This is a genomic window from Pseudomonas sp. Pseusp88 (assembly GCF_047303955.1).
In the GTDB taxonomy this organism is placed as follows: domain Bacteria; phylum Pseudomonadota; class Gammaproteobacteria; order Pseudomonadales; family Pseudomonadaceae; genus Aquipseudomonas.
Map to the genome: position 1 here is coordinate 39,753 of NZ_JBGLYM010000028.1, position 19,113 is coordinate 58,865.

Sequence of the window (19,113 nt, forward strand, 5' to 3'; positions counted from 1 at the left end):
AGTTAATTGATCTATGTAAGTATTTACCGAGCCTTCACCCCTTTTTGCTGTGCTGCCTGGCGCTGGCCGGCGGCCCGTCAATACAAAGCGCCACAATGACACTTCGGCAGCCGTCATGACGCCTGTTTTTCGCACCCTTGAAGTGCGCGATGGGCCGCCTCAAGGTGCCTGACCTTCATCCGCCAGCGGTCACTCAAGCAGGTGGATGCGTAGATTCCGACGCTAGTCATCTGTGCGCATCGAGACCATCGTGATCCGGACTTTATGGGCCGGGCGGATGAATGGCGTTCGTTCTGCGTTGAATGACTCACTCTCATGGGAAGGCAACCGTTATGGCTTACACGACGATCAATCCATACAACGGCGAGTTGCTCGCACAATTCGATACGCTGACGGCTGAACAGTTGGAGCACAAACTGGCGGTGGCGGCGCAGTGTTATGCGACGTGGAAAACCAAGACCTATGCCCAGCGTGCATCCATCATCGCCAAAGCGGGCGAACTGATGCATCAGCGCTTCGAAACCCTCGCTCGCAAGATCACCCTGGAGATGGGCAAGCGCATCAACGAAGCCCAGGGCGAGGTCAAGTTCAGTGCCGATATCATGGCGTACTACGCCAAGAACGCCGAGCGCTTCCTGGCGCCGCAAGCCCTGGATCCCAGTGCGGGTGAGGCGCATATGGAGAGCAGTCCCATTGGCGTGGTCTTTGGCGTCGAACCGTGGAACTTCCCTTTCTATCAGTTGGCGCGTGTGGCGGGGCCGCATTTGATGGCCGGCAATGTGCTGGTGATCAAGCACGCCGGTTGCGTGCCTCAATGTGCGATTGCCTTTGAGCAGATTTTGCTCGACGCCGGCGCGCCAGCGGGGCTGTATACCAATCTGCTGATATCCCACGAGCAGTCCAGGCAAGTCGTGGATGACCCTCGCGTGCGTGGGGTTGCACTGACCGGGAGCGTCGCCGCCGGCCGCAGCCTGGCGTCATGGGCGGGGCAGAACCTGAAGCCGTCCTCCATGGAGTTGGGAGGCAGCGATGCGTTCATTGTGCTTGAAGACGCTGATCTGGACCTGGCGATCAAATGGGCGATCTGGGGGCGGATGTATAACTGCGGGCAGACCTGCTGCGCAGCAAAACGCTTTATTGTCGTCGAATCAATGGCCGATGCGTTTCTGGCGGGTTTCAAGGCCGGGCTTGCGGCCTTGAAACCGGGTGACCCCATGGAGGAAACCACCACCCTGGGCCCGCTGTCTTCGGAAGCGGCCTTGTTGCAGTTGCTCGCTCAGGTGCAGACGGCGACGGCACACGGGGCCCGGATTCTGCTCGGGGGCGGGCGCGTCGACCGCCCCGGTTCATTTATGACTCCGACCATCCTTACCGATATTGCCCCTGACAATCCGGCCTACCGCGATGAGTTCTTCGGTCCCGTGGCGATGTTTTTCCGTGTCAAGGACGAAGAAGCCGCTATTGCCTTGGCAAACGACTCCGACTTTGGTCTGGGCGGATCTGTGTTCACCCGTGACCTGGACAGGGGACGTCGCGTGGCCAGCCGCGTCGACACCGGCATGATGTTCATCAACAACATCAGTTGGAGCGATGCCGAACTGCCCTTTGGCGGCATCAAGGATTCGGGCTATGGCCGCGAACTGGGCGACATGGGCATCCAGCAGTTCGTCAATAAGAAACTCGTGCGTTACGTGTCGGCCCAGGCGCCTGCCTGAAGCCTTATCCCGCCACTTTCCTGTGTGCCCGGCCAACCCTGGGCTCCGCCAACGGAGCGAGCGATGTACGTCAATGTGGCAGTGATGAAAGAAACCCACTCGCACGAGCGACGGGTGGCTCTGGTACCGAGCCTCTGTGCAAAGTTATGCGCGTTAGGCGCAAAGCTGCACATGCAGGCGGGGGCCGGAGAAGCGAGCTTCCTGCCTGACGCGGCTTACTCGGACGTGGTGTTTGTGTCCGGCGCCGGGCAGTGGCTGCATGAGGCCGATGTGGTGCTCGCAGTGCAGGCGCCTTCTCTGGAGGCGGTCGGCAAGATGAAGCCCGGCGCGGTGCTCATTTGTTTTGTGTACGCGCAGAATAACCCGGCCTTGGTGCAACGCTTGCTCGAACGCCAAGTCACGTGTTTTGCCATGGAGCGACTGCCGCGCACCACGCGGGCCCAGTCGATGGATGCACTCTCCAGCCAGTCGGCGTTGTCGGGGTACTACGCGGTGCAGCTGGGTTCGGTGCATATGTCTCGCATCCTGCCCAAGGTCACTACCGCAGCAGGCATTGTCGGGCCTGCGCGTGTGCTGGTGCTGGGCCTGGGGGTCGCGGGGCTGGAGGCCATAGCCACCGCTCATCGATTGGGTGCTGTGGTCGAAGGCTACGACGTACGCCCGGAAACCGCCGAGCAAGCCCGCTCTCTGGGGGCGAGTTTTGTCGATGTGGGAGTCGATGCGCGGGGCAAAGGCGGCTATGCCCGGGAATTGAGTGACACAGAAAAGCAACAGGTCGCTCAAGTGTTGACCGAACACATCCAACAGGCGGACCTGGTAATTACCACGGCGGCCGTGCCAGGGCGGCCCTCTCCGCGCTTGATCAGCGCCGCGCAACTCGCCGGGATGAAGCCGGGCGCCGTAATCGTTGACCTCGGTGCCGAAGGCGGAGGTAACTGCGAAGGCTGTGTGCCCGGTCAGACTGTCCGGGTCGGTCAGGTCACACTGTTGGCGCCGTTGAACCTGCCGTCGTCCTTGAGCCAGGACGCCAGCCTGCTGTATGCGAAAAACCAGTTCAATCTATTGGCGCTGATGTTGAAAAACAACGTCATCAGCATTGATTGGGATGACCAGTTGCTGGCGCAAACGGCACTCACCCACGCTGGCAAACTCATGCCGCCACTGAGCCCGACTGATGTGCCCAAGGAGAAAACTGCATGAACAGCATTGGCTTTGTCGGGCTGTATATTTTCATGCTCGCCGCGTTTGCCGGCTGGGTCATCATCGGCCGGGTGCCGGCCATCCTGCATACGCCGTTGATGTCAGGTTCGAATTTTATCCATGGCATCGTCGTCATCGGCGGCCTGATCGGTTTACTCGATGCCGCAACGGTACCCCAGCAAGTCGCCGGGTTTGTGGCGGTGCTGCTTGGGGCAGGAAATGCGGCGGGTGGGTATGCCGTCACCGGTCGGATGCTCGCGATGTTCCAGACCAGCGCGCCGGAGCCCAAGCGGCGCAAAGCCCATCACTCCGCCACCAGGAAGCCTGAGAAGGCCTGAGGTTTGATCATGCTGATTATGACGTCGCAATGGCTGATAGGGCTGGTGTATTTTTTCGCCGCGTTTTTACTGATCTTCGGGTTGTGGCGCATGTCGTCGCCGGTCACTGCGGCCGGAGGTATTCATGTCGCTGGCTGGGGCATGGCGGGAGCGGTCATCGTGAGCTTCCTCTATGTGTTTTCGGTGAGTGAGGCGGCACGACCACATTTGCCAACCAACATCAGCCTCGCACTGGTGGCATTGGTGCTGGGTGGGGGGGCCGCCTGGTGGAGCGGACGCAAAGCCGCCATGACCGCCATGCCGCAGATGGTCGCCATCTACAACGGCATGGGTGGGGGCGCTGCCGCAGCGATTGCGGTCATGGAACTGTTCGGCGCGCGGGCACTCGATCTGCCCACTCTGGCAGGTACCTTATTCGGCGCCTTGATCGGAGCGGTTTCGTTAACAGGGTCGTTGATTGCCTGGGCCAAACTGGACGGCCGTATCAACAAACCGCTGCGGCTAAAGGGCCTGCAACTGATTAACGCTCTGGTGATGCTGGCGACGCTCGTTGCCGCTGGCTGGCTGATGGTGACCATGCACGCCGCAGAGGGGCTGTCAGGTAACGTCCCCTGGTTGATCGCGGGGTTCTTCGGCGGTGCGTTGCTGTTCGGCGTGTTGATGACGTTGCCCATCGGCGGTGCCGATATGCCGGTAGTCATCTCCATCTACAATGCTTTTACCGGCCTGGCGGTCGGCCTTGAAGGTTTCGTGTTGCAAGTTCCGGCCATGATGATCGCCGGCATGCTGGTGGGCGCCGCTGGCGTGCTGCTGACGTTGCTGATGGCTAAAGCCATGAATCGCACGGTGGCACATGTGCTGTTTGCGCGCTTTGGTGATCAGCCCACTCGCAAAGGTGCGTTGATCGTGGGCGAGCTCAAGCCGACCTCAGCCAGCGATGCCGGGGTCGCCATGCGTTACGCCAATAAAGTCATCATCGTGCCGGGTTACGGCCTGGCCGTCGCACAAGGGCAACAGAAGCTCTACGAGTTCGTGAAACTGTTGCAGGCCAAAGGCGTACTCGTGCGCTTCGCCGTGCATCCGGTGGCGGGACGCATGCCGGGGCAAATGGACGTTTTACTGGCAGAGGCCGGTGTGCCTTACGACCTGATTTTCCAGCTCGAAGACGTCAACACCGACTTCCCCGACACCGATGTGGTGTTAGTGATCGGTGCCAACGACGTGGTCAACCCCGCTGCTCGCAGTGACAAGGCATCGCCCATCTATGGCATGCCGATCCTTGATGTGGACAAGGCGCATCATGTGTATGTGGTCAAGCGCGGTGAAGGCAAGGGCTACGCTGGTATTCAGAACCAACTGTTCTACGCGGAAAACTGCAACATGGTGTACGGCGATGCGCAGGCCGCCCTGGTCAAGATGATTGAGGCGGTCAGAGGTTTGGGATAAGGCGTTTTTCGGGCTTGGCCTGGCATCCGCCTGGCCAGCAGGCACCACTCTGGAAGAGGGTCGCGGGATGAAAAGTAAAATGTTGGCCGCCGTAGTCGAAGCGTTTGGACAACCATTGGTCATGCGCGAGCTGGATATTCCCGTACCGGGGCCGGGGATGATCCTGATTAAAGTGGAAGCCTGCGGGGTGTGTCACACCGACCTGCACGCGGCGCGCGGGGATTGGCCACTCAAACCCAGCTTGCCCTTTACGCCGGGCCACGAAGGCATCGGTATTGTCGTGGCGCTGGGCGAAGGCGTGACTGCCGTGCAGAAGGGTGAGCGCGTGGGGGTGCCGTGGCTTTATTCGGCATGCGGTCATTGCGAATACTGCCTGCAAGCCTGGGAGACCGTTTGTGCCCAAGCCGAGTTTGGCGGCTACACGCGTAACGGCGGCTTTGCCGAGTACATACTGGCGGACCCTGAGTATGTCGCACACATCCCCGCAGGCCTGACACCTTGTGAGGCTGCACCGATCATTTGCGGTGGGGTTACCACGTACAAAGGCATCAAGGAGGCGGATGTTCGCCCAGGGCAATGGATCGTCATTTCCGGGGTAGGCGGCTTGGGCCATCTCGCGGTCCAGTACGCCAAGGCCATGGGGTTACGGGTATGTGCCGTGGATATCGATGAGCGAAAGCTGGCCCATGCTACCCAACTGGGGGCTGATGCGGTGGTGAACGCCAAAAGCACAGATCCGGTCGCCGCCGTCATTGCCGCCACTCAGGGCGGCGCCCATGGGGTGCTGATTACCGCCCCCTCGCTCGGCGCGTTCAAGCAGGGTGTCGCGATGACCCGCAAACTGGGGACCTGCGTGCTCGTCGGCTTGCCACCTGGCGAATTCCCCATGGCATTGTTCGACGTGGTCGCCAACTGCATTACGGTGCGTGGCTCGTTCGTCGGCAATCGCCAGGACATGGCGGAGGCGCTGGCATTTGCCGCCGAAGGAAAGGTCAAGGCCGACATCGAACGGCAGCCGTTGTCCGCGATTAACCAGGTGTTCGAGCGCCTTGAGCATGGCGATGTTCCTGCACGGGTGGTGATCGACTTCAGTGCCGATTGAGAGCCAGCAATGGCCTGGCTCGACAGTGGTTCAATCGAGCCTGAAGGGGGCTCCAGCGCAAGTTGGCTATTGATACGGCGGTCCGGGGACGTAAATATCAGAGCGGTCGAGCGTCGAGTTGACCTGACAACGCAGGGCATTTGAATCTACCTCCCGATCTTTCGTGGAGGTGGGTTCAAGACGGCTCAAAATTGTGTCTGATAAAGGGCCAGGCGCGATTGAACGTTTGTTTTTCTGTGTGCCTTGGCTTCAAAGTTTCTTCAAACATACACGGCGAGAGGGGCAGGGCTGCTCTACCCCAAAAACAAGAAAACCCGCACTAGGCGGGTTTCTTGATTTGCCTGGACGCTTCCTTGGAAGCGTCTAGATACACAGTCATTTGAACCTGATCTGTATAATGCTGAATTTAATAGGTTTATTTTATCCCGTATTAGCTGGGCATACATGTGGGCATACAAGCCACATTCTTCTGGCTCCCCCTTTTCGGTATGCCCGCTTGGTAAAGCACCGCCAGTTGGTTAGCGAGCCGTCCCCGTCCAGCTATTTATAGGACGATCATATCTGCGATCTGATATCCAAGATTCGTGACTTGGTAGATTTCGCCCTTGTGGCCTTGGCCGATGATAAGGCCTTCGTTGGTCAGCTCGACGATCGCCTGTTCCCATTTAGCAACCTCTCTTCGATCGCTTTTGTCCGAGATGAGATTTTTGCCGTTTGTTTGGACGTCCGTTCCTGCCATGTAGTGGACGTGAATAATCGTACCGTGGGCGTCTAAGCTCGCCTCCTTCAGCAAGATACTAGCCTCACCTGATAGTCTCGGGATTGACGTATTGGACTCGACGATTTCTCTCGCGTTGAGGGTTTCCGCGTTGTTGAACAGAGGGTGCTCGTTGACCTTCAGTTGAAGGTGCCGGTAGAGATTTGTACGGAAGTCACTGAGGCTGTCATAGCTCTCATAAAGTCCGCGACTTTGGCAGTCGGTTCTGAATTTCTTAACCGCTGCAGCCTGTTCAAGATCGACAGAGTCTATGGCCACGGGTTGTGATGAGAAATAGAGCATCGCCGGTTTGCCTGACTGAATATGCTTTTCAAGTTCTTCAACAGTGCCGCTCGCATACTCGTTGGTGGGAGTGCCAATCCTTGTCCAAAATACTCCTATCAGAAGATCACATTTTCCTAGAATCTGCTTGTTGATGATTGCTTGGGGAGTGCCCCCCATTTCTGGAGATGAATGGGACTCCCAGCCAATTGGCAGCAACACAATTTTCCTCACGTTTGAATTGACCGCATTCCACTCATATATGACATCACGCACGATGGCGCGCTCAGAGGCAACATCACCTGGAGACGCGATCATCACGTTGAAGGTTTCAGCTGTGTAGCTCATAGCGCATCCTTGAAGTCAGAAGGGCGATCGGGACGCGAGGGCCTAGAGCATTGCCGACCGTTTACTCACGCTAAGGGTTCATTCAGCAACGGTATCGATCACGAATGTATCGGTTGTAATACGAGCCTTTTGATCCTGCTGACATCAGGCTTTGGTGTATGGCTGGGGGGACGTTACAAAAATCATAGGAATGACCTTGTTGGAAACGGATGCTCATTCTTCTTGTAGCCGGATCGTAGCCCACAGCAGTCATTGCATCAGAGCGCACGGCGATCATGTCCATAGTATTTCCCCAAACGTCAGGCCCTTCAGTGAGCCAATCCGCCTGAGACTAGCTGAGCCGCTTCGGTTTCGCGTCCTCCCTTCGCAAAAAGTGCTGGGGACCCTGGAGCTTTCTTAAGGGTACGGGGCAGGAAACCCGTGAAATCTTCTTAGCGGCAAGGATTCCAGCTTACTGAAATTTCAAAGTCGAAATTGAAAGAGTCCTAACGACACTGGGGATGTTTACCTCATCGATGAAGCTACCTATGTTGCTTGCTAACACGACCCAGTCAACCCTTTCACAGGTGCATTCGACTTGAGCAAATAATTGCCAGCCAGTCATTACTTCCGCTGGCCGCGCGTTCACCACGGGGTGTGGGGGTGGTGAAGGGGTGTTACAAGTGTTTCATGTTTTGTAAGTAGCTGAATATATTGAGTATTTTATTCGGGTACACGATTTATTTTCCGTGTTTTACAGGGGGTAACAGATCAGATTAGTGTAACAACATCTTGGGAGCCTCTCGGGCATTGCTAGTGATCGGCCGGAAGATAATGCCCCCGGCTCTTGTAAATCACCACGGAAATGTGCGTATCGAGGAGGACTTATCGCCTCTAGTAGTACCGACTTATGACCAGGGAGGACGTTAGCTTTTCTGCGCTCTGCAGAAGCTAGAAGACTTTGCCCTCTGAAGCACTAAAAGCACCGACGTCACGTCTGTTTCTCGACGCTCCCTATCAAAGGCTGCTTGAGCTCGTAGCCGTACCGAATGGGTGAAAAAACTAACTCCGGCCGGTAACAATTTGGGGTAGCATTCGAGCACTGTAGTGCTGACGCCGAAAACTCCCGCAGTGTCAACAAATGATCTCGTCAAAAGGACTGGCATGAACGACAAGATAAAAAGCAATAGTCTACCGCTACGGAGCGTGCAGGGGAAAATTCTAAAACAAATTACCCCTTCGTTAAGCACCGCACGGAATCTCGTGCAGCTTAAAGATTTTGATTATTTGATGAAGTGGGCTGCAACTGCGCAAAAAAAAGGGAAGTATATTTTTCAGGAACGACTAAAGGCGTTATTTCCTAAAAATATTTCTAGATTAAAGCGCGATCCTATCCTCAATGAATCAAGTTTTTTGTGTGAGATGGCTTGGGCACGCGCACTAATAAAAAACAATGCTTCTCATATAAAAGAATTTCTAGAATTAAGCAGTGAGCTTGAGATGAATTTTTGGGCCGGGGAGTTGGGTGCATGCGAATCATTACTCGTTAAAATAGAGGGCAAATTTGGTGTGTCGCTTTGGCTTCTAGAGGTGAAGATGGCAATACTCCAAGCATCCCAAGGGCTGGAAGCACAAAAAAAATATCTGTCAGATGTAAAGAGAGACGCAATTCAAGGAGTTAAGTATTACGCTTGGAACTTTAGTTTCAGAAATGAAGATGCTGTGACTCCTTTAAGATATTTAAATCACATCAATAATACATCACTAGAGCTAGCTCAGTCGGGCCAGAGTTCTTCGATTCTCTACAAATCATTACCCACGCAAATAACAAGCGATTTGGAGTTTCGAGATATTCTGAGGTACGAAAGCAATTCAAGCGTTATTGACCTGTATTCAACATTTATTGAACTTGGAATCGATTGCGCCACTTCGCCAGCTTTTGGTTCCGCGCAAAGTAAATCAAAATTTAGTGCTGCGCTACGCGAAATTCTTCCGTTGACAAATCACGAAAGATTGATCAATCTCCTTAAGCCTGAAGAAGCGGCGTTAGGAGCTGAAAACTCTAACTGGAATTACTTGATTGAGCTATTTCTTAATGGGAAATGGCAGGAATGCCTCAATCTAATAAACACTGACATGCTTTTTTCTACGTCGCCTCAAACTATCAGCATTGAAGCCGACTGCAGAATTTTTCTGAATTCAGTGTCCGTAGTCGAAGCAAACCCGAAGCTGAGAGCAAAAATGCTCAATGCGCTTATTGATATGAAGCTGAACGGCAATGCAGCTGAAAAATCTATTAATTATCTATTTAAGCTCCGATTTAATTTCAGGCGATTCGATTTTTCTTCAATCATTGGTAAATGGTTGGATGACGTACTTCTGCCATGGAAAGTAAACAGCAATCGTTTAGTCGTGAAGACTTTCAGTAAAAAACTACCATTTGATCTTTTTTCATATTGCCCTGTTGACGGGTGGAATAAGTATTTTAGTCTCCAGGTAATACTCAATTCCCTATCCGAGAATCAAGATTGGATTGGGGTTATCAAAGAAACCGCCGACTGGGATTTGTTGGATTGCTTTCAAACTAAGAAAGTGGCAATACTTTATCGTCAGCGCGCGTTGCTAGAGCAAAAAAACTATTTAGAAGGGGTTCGGGAGGCTGTAGCACTATTAATAGAAACTCCATCGCTGATAACTCATATTCCTGTCGCTGACTATGTAAAAGCATTGGATCAGAACCTGCGTAAGGAACTGGCTGCAGAAATATCCATACCTATATTGTTGCATTTCGCATCGAAGAAGATCAGCAAAAGTCATGAAAGGATTAGTGCCTTTGCGTATGAAGATTTTCTTTTGTCGCGAAAATATCGAAAGCCTTCTGATTTAGCTTCAACCTTGGGTGCTTATCGCAAAGCATCATTGATTTATTATTTAAAGTACATCTGCATCGCTGACACTATGAAGATTTCAAGAGTATTCAAGAGCTCTATTGATCTGCAAAATGAAAGGCTGTTAGTGTGTCGGATGCTCATTGAGATTGATCACGAAAACAAAGAGTCTTACGAGACTGAGGTGCGTGAGATCACTCGAGCCCAAACTATATTTGAGGGCGTTCGTCATGTGGAGAAAAGTAAGATTTCAATTGATGTCTCAGGGTTGCAACGTTGGGCAGATACGCATTTTAAGGAGGATTTTAATAGGCTAAAATCCTTACTATTTATAGAGTCTGAGTCTGCGAAGTTTGATAAAACATCAGAGGATAATAAGCTCATCGGATTTATATCTTCAACCAGTAAAAAAGATGAGTTTTTTTTTCCTGATAATGAAACTAGATTTTCGTTGATTCAGTTGTACTGGTCGTTACTAGTCGCTTTTCTATACAATTCCGAATATGGTCTAGATTGTTATCTGAGTATGAGGATAAGACATGGTGTATTGAGTGGCCAACTACGGGGAGCACTCGAGAGTCATAGGGTTATTACGAAGCGATCTGTAGACGGTAAAACCTATCTAAGTAACAAATATTGGATCAAGGTGCTATCTGAACAGAAGTTTGAGTGTGTTGATGAGGTAGACAAGCTACTTGCCAATTTCTCAAAAGAGTTGGATGATCTAATACATCATTTGGTAAATGATAAGATACAAATAGCGAGTGTTGAGAAACCTGAAGGCTGGTTCAGGAAGACCTTTACTACCAATGATCTTGTGGTCCTTCAAAAAATAGTCCGAGACCAGGACATGACATTTGCTGATTTTTTTGAGGCTAGTACTCATGTGTTTTGGCACGGAGTCGATATTTGCCTCAAGGAAATTAATGAACACTTAGAAGCTGATGTGAAAAAGCGTGTTACCGAAATATTTGAGCGCTTAAATAGTTCAATTGTGAACTTGCGACCAGATGACGCTCCGTTGCCACTCATACGAGCAGTGACCGAAGCGAAAACCTCATATTTTCAATCGTTAAATGTTGTAAAAGAATGGTTCAGCCTGCCATCCCCTTATGAACCACCGATGTTTACCTTCGAGCAGCTTGTCAGAGTTGGGCTGGAGTGTGTAAAGAAGATAAAGCCAAGTTTCGATCCGGAAATAGTAATAACAGGGGGGGATGTAAATATATTGAGTATGCTTACCTACTTCTCTGATATATTTTACGTTATCTTTAATAATGTAGAAGAGTATTCCGGCATCGCACGACCAAAAGTGAGTGTGGACGCTACAGTTTCTGGAGACCTTCTGGCCGTAGAAATAACCAACCAAATTTTAGCGAGCGCAGAGAATGAAGAAAGTCTTGAAAGAATAGAAGCGGCGAAAGATTTAATCGGATCTGGAAACTACCGAAAAAATGTCAGCGTAGAAGACCTCAGCGGGTTCAGCAAGATTAAAAATTTAATCGGGGAAGATAACCTACTAACGTTTGGCTTTACAGGTGATCAGAAATTCACGGTTAAATTTACGACTGCCTTCACAAAGGAGATGGTATGAAAATTCTTATAGTAGAGGATGATGAAAATAAAAGGAGTCAATTAAATAGCTTCATAGAGTCGAACTATCCAGATTTTGTCGTGCTCAATGCCTACTCTATTCAAAAAGGTCTGGATTACGTGTTCGACGAAGGAGTCGATCTTATAGTTTTAGATATGACATTGCCGACTTACGACGTTACTCCAGATGAGCCTGGAGGAGGAACTAACATTTTCGGCGGATGCGATTTTCTTTCGCAGTTAGCTAGGTTCGATATAAAAACGCCCGCCATAGTTGTTACACAGTTTGAGATTTTTGGATCAGGTCCGAAGACTATGACATTAGAGGGTCTTAGAGCGTTGCTTGAGGAAGAGCATTTCGAGAACTGCCGTGGCCTGATATACTATAATGCTTCAAGTGAAACATGGATGGGTGAGTTGGACTGTCAACTTCAGTCAGTGCTTAATAAGAACACGGATTAGGTGAAAGCAAATGATAGCGAAAATATTACTAGTAGATGACAATCAAAATAAAGTAAAGAACATACTACTAAGCATTGCAGGTGTCAGAGGCTATGCCTCAGAAAAAATAGATGTGGCGAGAACTGTTAATGAAGCTCGAGATTTGCTGGAGGTAAATCAGTACGATCTTATGATTCTTGACCTGTCATTGCCGGAGCGTCTCGACTGTGATCCTCATGCGAGTGGTGGTGTGGATTTGCTTACAGAAATAGAGGAACGTTCGATTTATAACTCTCCGAGGGAGGTAATTGGACTAACAGCTTTTACATCAATCAAATCTGATCACCAAAGTTTTTTTGATAAAAGGCTGTGGAGTGTAATGGTGTACGACGAGTCGTCAGAGACATGGGGCGAGCAACTGCAGCAGAAACTGAAGCAGATCGAAAGCTCACTTTCTACGAAAAATGTTTCCCGTCATTATGATGCGGAAATTTGTGTGATTGCTGCTTTGAGTACGCCTGAGCTAAGGGCGTTATTAAACATTAAGAGTTGGAGCTTTTCTGAGTATGAAGTCGCTGATGATCCTACCACCTATTATCGCGGTATATTAAAAAACGGAAAAGAAATTTATGCTGCGGCTTCTCCACGAATGGGCCTTCCAGCCGCGGCGGTACTTGCCAGTAAGATGATAAACAAATTCAGGCCAAAGTACTTGGTGATGATTGGGATCGCTGCAGGCATCCAAACAAAGGTTAACATGGGTGATATCATAGTTGCTGATCCTGGGTGGGATTATGGTAGTGGAAAAATTACAATTGATAGCGAAGGTGTGTCTGCATTTGAGCCGTCTCCTCATCAACTTAATCTGGATCCTATTATAAAAAAGCAGTTTGAGAAAATTGAAAACGATCATATTGCCTTGTCGAATATTTATAATGAATGGCCTGCGAGCAAGCCTGATACACAATTGAAGATACACATAGGGCCATTCGCCTCGGGAGCGTCGGTGATAGCCGATCCAGGTATCGCGCTTAAAATAAAGAATCAGCATCGTAAAATTCTAGGCTTTGATATGGAGAGTTACGGTGTTATGACATCAGGCCATGATTCGGATGAGCCAAAACCCAAGGTTGTTGTTATAAAGTCTGTATGTGATTATGGTGACAATCATAAGGGTGATGACTATCAATCGTATGCTTCATATACAAGCGTCGCCTTGTTGAAGGTATGGGTAGATAAATACCTTTAGTCAAGTCTCAAGCATGCGATTTTACTCGCATGCTTTTTAAGTTGAAATTTAATGCATTTAAAATGCCTTTGAGTTGGTTGGCTCGCTAGCGCGTTACTTTTCATTCTACAGACTTAACAAGTGCCCCGATGGCTTACCGTCGCCGTTTCAATTTGTTCTCTATAAGTAACATTTCTCCGCTGATTGCAGTAATTGTGTGTCTCTGCGTCGCTGTGTTCTTCCCAATATTTGTATTAATGATTTTTAGAAGTTCGGCTAAGTGGGATTTTCTAGCTTCTAGCGCTTCGGATAAGGATGAGTGCTTATTTGCAAGGCTGTTCATGATTCGATCTCTGAGTAATTTAAAATTCCACGGGAATCGTCTACTTAAGTGTTAATTCGTATTTATATTGAGAGCAAATCCTTCAGGGAGTATTGGCTGCTGCGATCTACTAAATCTGGCCACTTCCAACTTCCAAAATTTTGCCCTTGCCGGGGTACTTCTAGCTTAAGCAGCGATACCGGATCTCTATTTATCATGCTAGATGCGGCGTAGAGTTTACCTCCTGCCTCAATGAGGATCTTAGCAGCATCGTTCCATTTTTCTTGGAGGACATCATGTGCAAGATCTAGGGCTTTTATCTCTATTCTCCTATGCTCCTCTTGAGCTTCGGTAATGTACCTTTCAACGGTGCTCAACTGTAAGCGATTCATCACCTACACATTCAAAGCCGCCCATTGAAGCCCGATGCTGTGCTCCCGATTCTTTTCTGGAGCCAGCCCCTCATGATGCGACCCGACGCCAAAGTCGAAAAAGTCTACCTCTACCCCAAGCCCGTCGACTTCCGAAAGTCCATCGATGGCCTAGCCGCTCTGGTCGAGCTGGACATCAAAGTGGCGGTATTCGACCCCGTACTTTTCGTCTTCCTCAACAGGTCACGCAACCGAGTGAAGATATTGTATTGGGAACGCAACGCTTTCTGCCTTTGGCTTAAGCGCCTCGAGTCTGAACGTTTTAAAACATCGCCCGATGCCGGCGACGAGGCTATTGTCCTGACGGTTCAGGAACTCAACTGGTTACTGGATGGTTTTGACCTTTGGCGCAACCGCCCTCATCAGGTTTTGACCCCACGCTATGTAGCCTGACCCGGTATAATCCGGGCCATGATTTCCCTGCCCGACGACCTTCCGGATGATCCTGTTTTGCTCAAGCAACTGCTGCTTGAGGCGCTCAGCCGCCAGGAAGAAAGTGCCCAGGCTTATCAAACCCACATCGTCGACCTGAAAGAACAGATCAAGTTGCTGCGCGACCGCTTGTTCGGGCGTAAGTCCGAACAAACTGTCGAGCCCAACACGCCGCAACTGGCGCTGTTCAACGAGCCCGAAAGCGAGCCGATGCCGCTCGCTGATGACCCTGACGAAGAAGCCGTTGCGCCGACGCCACGCCGTGGCAAGCGCAAGCCGTTGGCGGCCGATCTGCCGCGTATCGAAGTCATCCACGAACTGCCCGAACACGAACTGACTTGTGCCTGCGGTTGCCGCAAACACGCCATCGGCGAAGAGACCAGCGAACAACTGGACATCGTGCCGATGCAGATTCGCGTGATCAAACACATCCGCAAAGTTTACGGCTGCCGCGGTTGTGAAACGGCATCGGTCACGGCTGACAAGCCTGCCCAGTTGATCGAAAAGAGCATGGCCAGCCCCAGCGTATTGGCGATGCTGTTGACCACCAAGTATGTTGATGGCTTGCCTTTGCACCGGTTTGAAACCGTGCTGAGCCGACACGGCATCGAGATCCCGCGCCAGACCCTGGCGCGGTGGGTGATCCAGTGCAGCGAACACTTCCAGCCACTGCTGAATTTGATGCGCGACCGATTACTGGAAAGTCCGGTGATCCACTGCGATGAAACCCGCGTCCAGGTGTTGAAGGAGCCGGATCGCGACCCGACCAGTCAATCCTGGATGTGGGTGCAGGCCAGCGGTCCACCGGACAAGAAAGTGGTGCTGTTTGACTACACCTGCAGCCGTGTGCAGGACGTACCGTTGCGCTTGCTGGACAGTTATCGCGGCTATGTGATGACCGATGATTACGTCGGCTATAACGCCTTGGCGTTGCAACCGGGCGTAGAGCGAATGGCATGCATGGCCCATGCCCGCCGCAAGTTCGTGGAGGCGCAAAAAGTGCAGCCCAAGGGTAAAACCGGAAGGGCTGATATCGCGCTGACGATGATCAACAAACTGTACGGCATCGAACGCGAATCCAAAGACGCCAGCGATGAGCAGCGGTTTATCGCTCGTCAGCAAAAGAGCCTGCCGATACTGGCTCAACTGAAAAACTGGCTGGACAAGACCCAACAGCAAGTCACGGCGCAAAGTGCACTGGGCAAGGCTGTGCATTATTTGGCGAACAACTGGAGCCGGCTGGAGCGCTATGTCGAAGCAGGTTTTTTACCCATCGACAACAATGCGGCCGAAAGAGCGATCAAGCCGTTTGTAATAGGACGCAAGGCGTGGCTGTTCAGCGATACGCCCAAGGGCGCCACCGCCAGCGCCCAGGTCTACAGCCTGGTCGAGACCGCCAAGCTTAACGGCCAGGAGCCCTATACGTGGCTGCGCCACGTACTGGAGCGGTTGCCCCATGCTTCGTCGGTAGAGGACTACGAAGCTCTGTTGCCGTGGAACTGCTCACCGCAGATGCCACAGTAGACCGTTGACCCACCTTGGGGTAGGTGGGGTTTATGGATCGCGTACGACCAAACTGGCTCACTGAGACCGTTTCGTCTCACTCGGCATCAAGATATCGGAAAACTATCCGGCATCTTTTGGGCAGCACCAGGCCCTTGCGCGTAGGGGGTGCTGTATTTGAATACAACAGTGTTGTATTCGGTGAGAAGGCAGCTTGAATTGGGCGACAATACCCTCGATCGCAAGCGTCTAACCAACACATATTTCGAACTCCGTATTAACCGAGTTTGAAAGGCGAAATCCCGGAAAATTTGCGGTATTTATTGGCTTTCAAATGGGCTGATCATTGGTATGTGAGTTGTGAAGCCCAGCCGTTCGATTAGTGGCCTTCGCTCAAAATGGAACCGTAATTCAGCAGATTAGAAAAATGAGCGACTATCGCGGGTGTAGCAATAGATGATAACCTTGAGCTCAGGAAATATGACTAAACTTGCCTCAAAAGGCTCTGTGTGGGTATAGAAGCTTTCAGCCCTACCTGCTGCTTTTAGCCAGCTCCAAAACTCGGACGGCGGGTCATCTGGGAAGCATAGCCCCCAAGGGCTTTCTTGAATCCAGCCTGAAGGTACCGGCGTCGGCTTCCAAGGCAGATAGGTATACCTGTTTGGATCGGCTTTCACTCTGGCGTTAACCCAAGACGGCATTTCCCGCCATTGCTGCTTGCCCTTAAAGAAATCAAGGCCCTCCTGTTTTATCGCTGAAGCGGTGTCGTCGCTGATACTGTAGACAGCTACTGCCCAAGGCTCAAAGTTTTCTTTCGGCAGAAATCCTAAGGTTTTGCGCGCGTGAACGAATACAGGATCTAGAAGCTCAATACCCGCTGGGATTTTAGTTCGGTAATAATAGTTATAGAATTTCTGAGCGGATGCCAGCCTCATTTCGTAAGGGATGTAAATCGCCATGCAAATTGAGACAACGATTAAAAAAGTGGTGTAGCGCCAATTCCATTTTAGCTGTGCCATGTCAAAATCCCTTGCTTATAAATACAATTACTCAATCCTAAAATTCCAAACGTAGAAAACGCATACGCGGACTTTCTCGTTGTCATATTTTCCGGGAAAGCGTTCATGAAGGACAGGTTCATCGGACATTTCTTTTAGCTTTTTTCGCTAGGGTAATGCTCTGCCAAGTCGTGGCGAGCGTTGTCTCGGTATCCGCCCGCATACATGACCTCCCTGGAAAGTCACCCTCAAACTCCTTAGCACCTATGGCTACGGAGCCCCAATCAGCAGAACAAGTTGTGCCGATCGGGCAGGACTGGCCGTGCTCTTTGTGCAGGCTCGCGGGCATTTCGCGCCCCCGGGGCTAAGTGAAATCCGTGCGTAAGCTATTGCGTGAAACCCTTATGGGCCGAGGCTTCGCACACTTCTTCAGACGCTTCAGAGCTGCGCGAAGTAGTGCGCGAAATCGTTAGCGGCACCAGCTAGGGACATTGAACGTGGACCGTCGGAGCTCTGGTCTTAGCGCCTCGACCCACGTCTCACCTCGCCAGCGCCGCATCTTTACCGTGCTCCACTTGAGCCCCAAGCTTGCGGCCCACTGAATGGCCGACAGGGTAATACCGTCCCGGGTGATCGGCGTAGACCCGGCGCAGCTCGTGTCTCGGTGCGGCGTTCTGGGGACGTAAACAGCAGAAGGGTCGAAGGTAGGGTTATGCATGGCAGCCATCTCGCGACATCCAGATGGACGCGAAGTTATGTGGCTGGATGCAATTGTGATTATTGGGCTGTTGGTTCGCGGTGCTCAGCGCGGGTCGGACGTGCGAAGCGTTTCGCGAACCGGGAGCGCCAGGGAGGCCGAGTTTGAACCCTAACGCCCAGAGTAAACGGTTGTGGTCGAATTAGGGCCGAAGTTATTCGTCACCGATCGCCCTCCAGTTGAATCATTGCAGTACGTTTGGTTTCCTGCGCTATTGCAGTTCACCATCACTGCTCTCGGACGTCTCGGTTCCTCCTGAATACCTGCAGCTATTCTCGCGTCCCGCTGAGCTCTTCGCTTGGCGCGCGCCTCGTTCTGTTGCTCTTTGATACCCAAACTGCTGGTGTTGTCAGGGATCACAACGACATCGTTGCTTCTGGGGCCGCCTGTTGAGAGGCGAGTCTGCCTAGTGATCTTGGCTGCTCTAAGTTGGCGTCTGACAACATCAGCACTGGCCGCATCAACATTCGTCAAGTTGGTGGCGGTCGTTTGGGAGTAAAGCGACGAGTCACCCTCCCATGTCGGGCAAGGTGCAAAGGAAAAACTGACCTTGCCTTCGTGATCTACACATTTGTAGGAGTCGGCCAGAGCGGCATGGCTGGAAACGAGCAGCGCGATGAGAGCGATCTTCTTGATCATTGCAGTCGTCCATGTGCGATCTGGCGGCGCCAATAGGGTTTGTTGAATCCATATAGCGCTTACCTTATGGCGCCCCGCTCGATAGAGCAAGACGCCATCACATACAGCCAGAAACAAGAAAACCCGCACTAGGCGGGTTTCTTGATTTGCCTGGACGCTTCCTTGGAAGCGTCTAGACGGTACTTGGTGGCTACACAGGGACTTGAACCCCGGACCCCAGCATTATGAATGCTATGCTCTAACCAACTGAGCTATGTAGCCAAGTGGCGCGCATTATTCGTGGATAAGGGGGAGGTGTCAAGCGTTGTGTTGAAAAATAAATGCGCATGATCAATTGCTTAGGGTGTGCCGTACGTTTCAGCTCGTCGTCCGTCCTCCTCCTTGCCGTCCCTTCCCATCGTAGCGCACCATTTTGTTACCTGGTCTCTGCACCCTTTGTGTGCGAGTCCGAGTGGCCGGATGTTTCCTCCAGTGACAGTTATTGCCATGGCCTGATTCGGTAAACCGGACGAGGTTGAGCGTGTGAGCGCTTTTGCCCAGGCAATACAGGGTGTCGTCATTGCTTAATGTCATGTTGCTATTGTTTACAGATGGCCAATCATTTCATGCCGCTCTGGTCGGTGTTGCCGTCTCTGTTCGCAGTGGTCGCGGAGAGTGGAGTGCTATGTCGCAGCCGGTAAGGGTTTGAGTGATAGGCACTCATGTGGCGTAGGG

The 19,113-nt window shown here is 51.6% G+C and carries 15 protein-coding genes and 1 tRNA gene; 10 read left to right on the top strand and 6 right to left on the bottom strand.

Annotated features, from left to right (window positions below; genetic code table 11):
* The first annotated feature begins 332 nt into the window (after positions 1-332).
* The 5 genes from ACCD02_RS25825 to adhP all read left to right on the top strand — a co-directional run bounded on the left by ACCD02_RS25825 (position 333) and on the right by adhP (position 5,801).
* Complete coding sequence (locus ACCD02_RS25825; protein WP_413308371.1) at positions 333-1,715, top strand: NAD-dependent succinate-semialdehyde dehydrogenase; 1,383 nt, start codon at positions 333-335, stop codon at positions 1,713-1,715.
* Between the two features lie 63 nt (positions 1,716-1,778).
* On the top strand, positions 1,779-2,915 hold the full coding sequence (locus tag ACCD02_RS25830) for an NAD(P) transhydrogenase subunit alpha (protein WP_413308373.1): 1,137 nt from the start codon (positions 1,779-1,781) through the stop codon (positions 2,913-2,915).
* Complete coding sequence (locus tag ACCD02_RS25835) at positions 2,912-3,253, top strand: NAD(P) transhydrogenase subunit alpha (RefSeq protein ID WP_413308374.1); 342 nt, start codon at positions 2,912-2,914, stop codon at positions 3,251-3,253. Before ACCD02_RS25830 ends, ACCD02_RS25835 begins: the two co-directional genes overlap by 4 nt.
* 9 nt (positions 3,254-3,262) lie before the next feature.
* Positions 3,263-4,699 carry an NAD(P)(+) transhydrogenase (Re/Si-specific) subunit beta gene (locus ACCD02_RS25840; protein WP_413308376.1) on the top strand — a complete coding sequence of 479 codons (1,437 nt, stop codon included), beginning with the start codon at positions 3,263-3,265 and terminating at the stop codon, positions 4,697-4,699.
* 67 nt (positions 4,700-4,766) lie between these two features.
* The gene (gene adhP / locus ACCD02_RS25845; protein WP_413308378.1) at positions 4,767-5,801 is read left to right on the top strand and encodes an alcohol dehydrogenase AdhP; all 1,035 of its coding nucleotides are present in this window, start codon (positions 4,767-4,769) and stop codon (positions 5,799-5,801) included.
* 544 nt (positions 5,802-6,345) lie between these two features.
* Here adhP and ACCD02_RS25850 read toward each other — a convergent pair.
* The gene (locus ACCD02_RS25850; protein ID WP_413308380.1) at positions 6,346-7,188 is read right to left on the bottom strand and encodes a DUF4062 domain-containing protein; all 843 of its coding nucleotides are present in this window, start codon (positions 7,186-7,188) and stop codon (positions 6,346-6,348) included.
* An 82-nt stretch (positions 7,189-7,270) separates the two neighbouring features.
* A complete protein-coding gene (locus ACCD02_RS25855; RefSeq protein ID WP_413308382.1) occupies positions 7,271-7,471 on the bottom strand; it encodes a KTSC domain-containing protein in 201 nt (66 codons plus the stop codon).
* An 860-nt stretch (positions 7,472-8,331) separates the two neighbouring features.
* On the opposite strand from ACCD02_RS25855, the gene ACCD02_RS25860 reads away from it, so the two are divergent.
* The 3 genes from ACCD02_RS25860 to ACCD02_RS25870 are packed head-to-tail and all read left to right on the top strand — an operon-like array spanning position 8,332 to position 13,338.
* Positions 8,332-11,649 carry a hypothetical protein gene (locus ACCD02_RS25860; RefSeq protein ID WP_413308384.1) on the top strand — a complete coding sequence of 1,106 codons (3,318 nt, stop codon included), beginning with the start codon at positions 8,332-8,334 and terminating at the stop codon, positions 11,647-11,649.
* On the top strand, positions 11,646-12,110 hold the full coding sequence (locus ACCD02_RS25865; protein WP_413308386.1) for a response regulator transcription factor: 465 nt from the start codon (positions 11,646-11,648) through the stop codon (positions 12,108-12,110). The genes ACCD02_RS25860 and ACCD02_RS25865 overlap by 4 nt, the downstream gene beginning before the upstream one ends.
* Positions 12,111-12,120: 10 nt before the next feature.
* Entirely contained in the window at positions 12,121-13,338 is a 1,218-nt protein-coding gene (locus tag ACCD02_RS25870; protein ID WP_413308388.1) for a hypothetical protein, read from the top strand.
* Positions 13,339-13,722: 384 nt separating this feature from the next.
* Here ACCD02_RS25870 and ACCD02_RS25875 read toward each other — a convergent pair whose 3' ends face one another.
* Positions 13,723-14,031, bottom strand: coding sequence for a hypothetical protein (locus ACCD02_RS25875; protein ID WP_413308390.1), 309 nt, complete (start codon positions 14,029-14,031; stop codon positions 13,723-13,725).
* A gap of 72 nt (positions 14,032-14,103) precedes the next feature.
* Here ACCD02_RS25875 and tnpB point away from each other — a divergent pair, with 72 nt between their 5' ends.
* On the top strand, positions 14,104-14,463 hold the full coding sequence (tnpB, locus tag ACCD02_RS25880; RefSeq protein ID WP_413308392.1) for an IS66 family insertion sequence element accessory protein TnpB: 360 nt from the start codon (positions 14,104-14,106) through the stop codon (positions 14,461-14,463).
* Positions 14,464-14,481: 18 nt separating this feature from the next.
* Positions 14,482-16,026 carry an IS66 family transposase gene (tnpC, locus tag ACCD02_RS25885; protein WP_413308394.1) on the top strand — a complete coding sequence of 515 codons (1,545 nt, stop codon included), beginning with the start codon at positions 14,482-14,484 and terminating at the stop codon, positions 16,024-16,026.
* Between the two features lie 398 nt (positions 16,027-16,424).
* On the opposite strand, the gene ACCD02_RS25890 is transcribed toward tnpC, so the two are convergent.
* From ACCD02_RS25890 to ACCD02_RS25900, 3 genes are all read right to left on the bottom strand, one after another.
* A complete protein-coding gene (locus ACCD02_RS25890) occupies positions 16,425-17,024 on the bottom strand; it encodes a hypothetical protein (protein ID WP_413308396.1) in 600 nt (199 codons plus the stop codon).
* 847 nt (positions 17,025-17,871) lie between these two features.
* The gene (locus ACCD02_RS25895) at positions 17,872-18,399 is read right to left on the bottom strand and encodes a DUF4124 domain-containing protein (RefSeq protein ID WP_413308398.1); all 528 of its coding nucleotides are present in this window, start codon (positions 18,397-18,399) and stop codon (positions 17,872-17,874) included.
* Positions 18,400-18,583: 184 nt separating this feature from the next.
* A tRNA-Met gene (locus tag ACCD02_RS25900) sits at positions 18,584-18,660 on the bottom strand.
* Between the last annotated feature and the right edge of the window lie 453 nt (positions 18,661-19,113).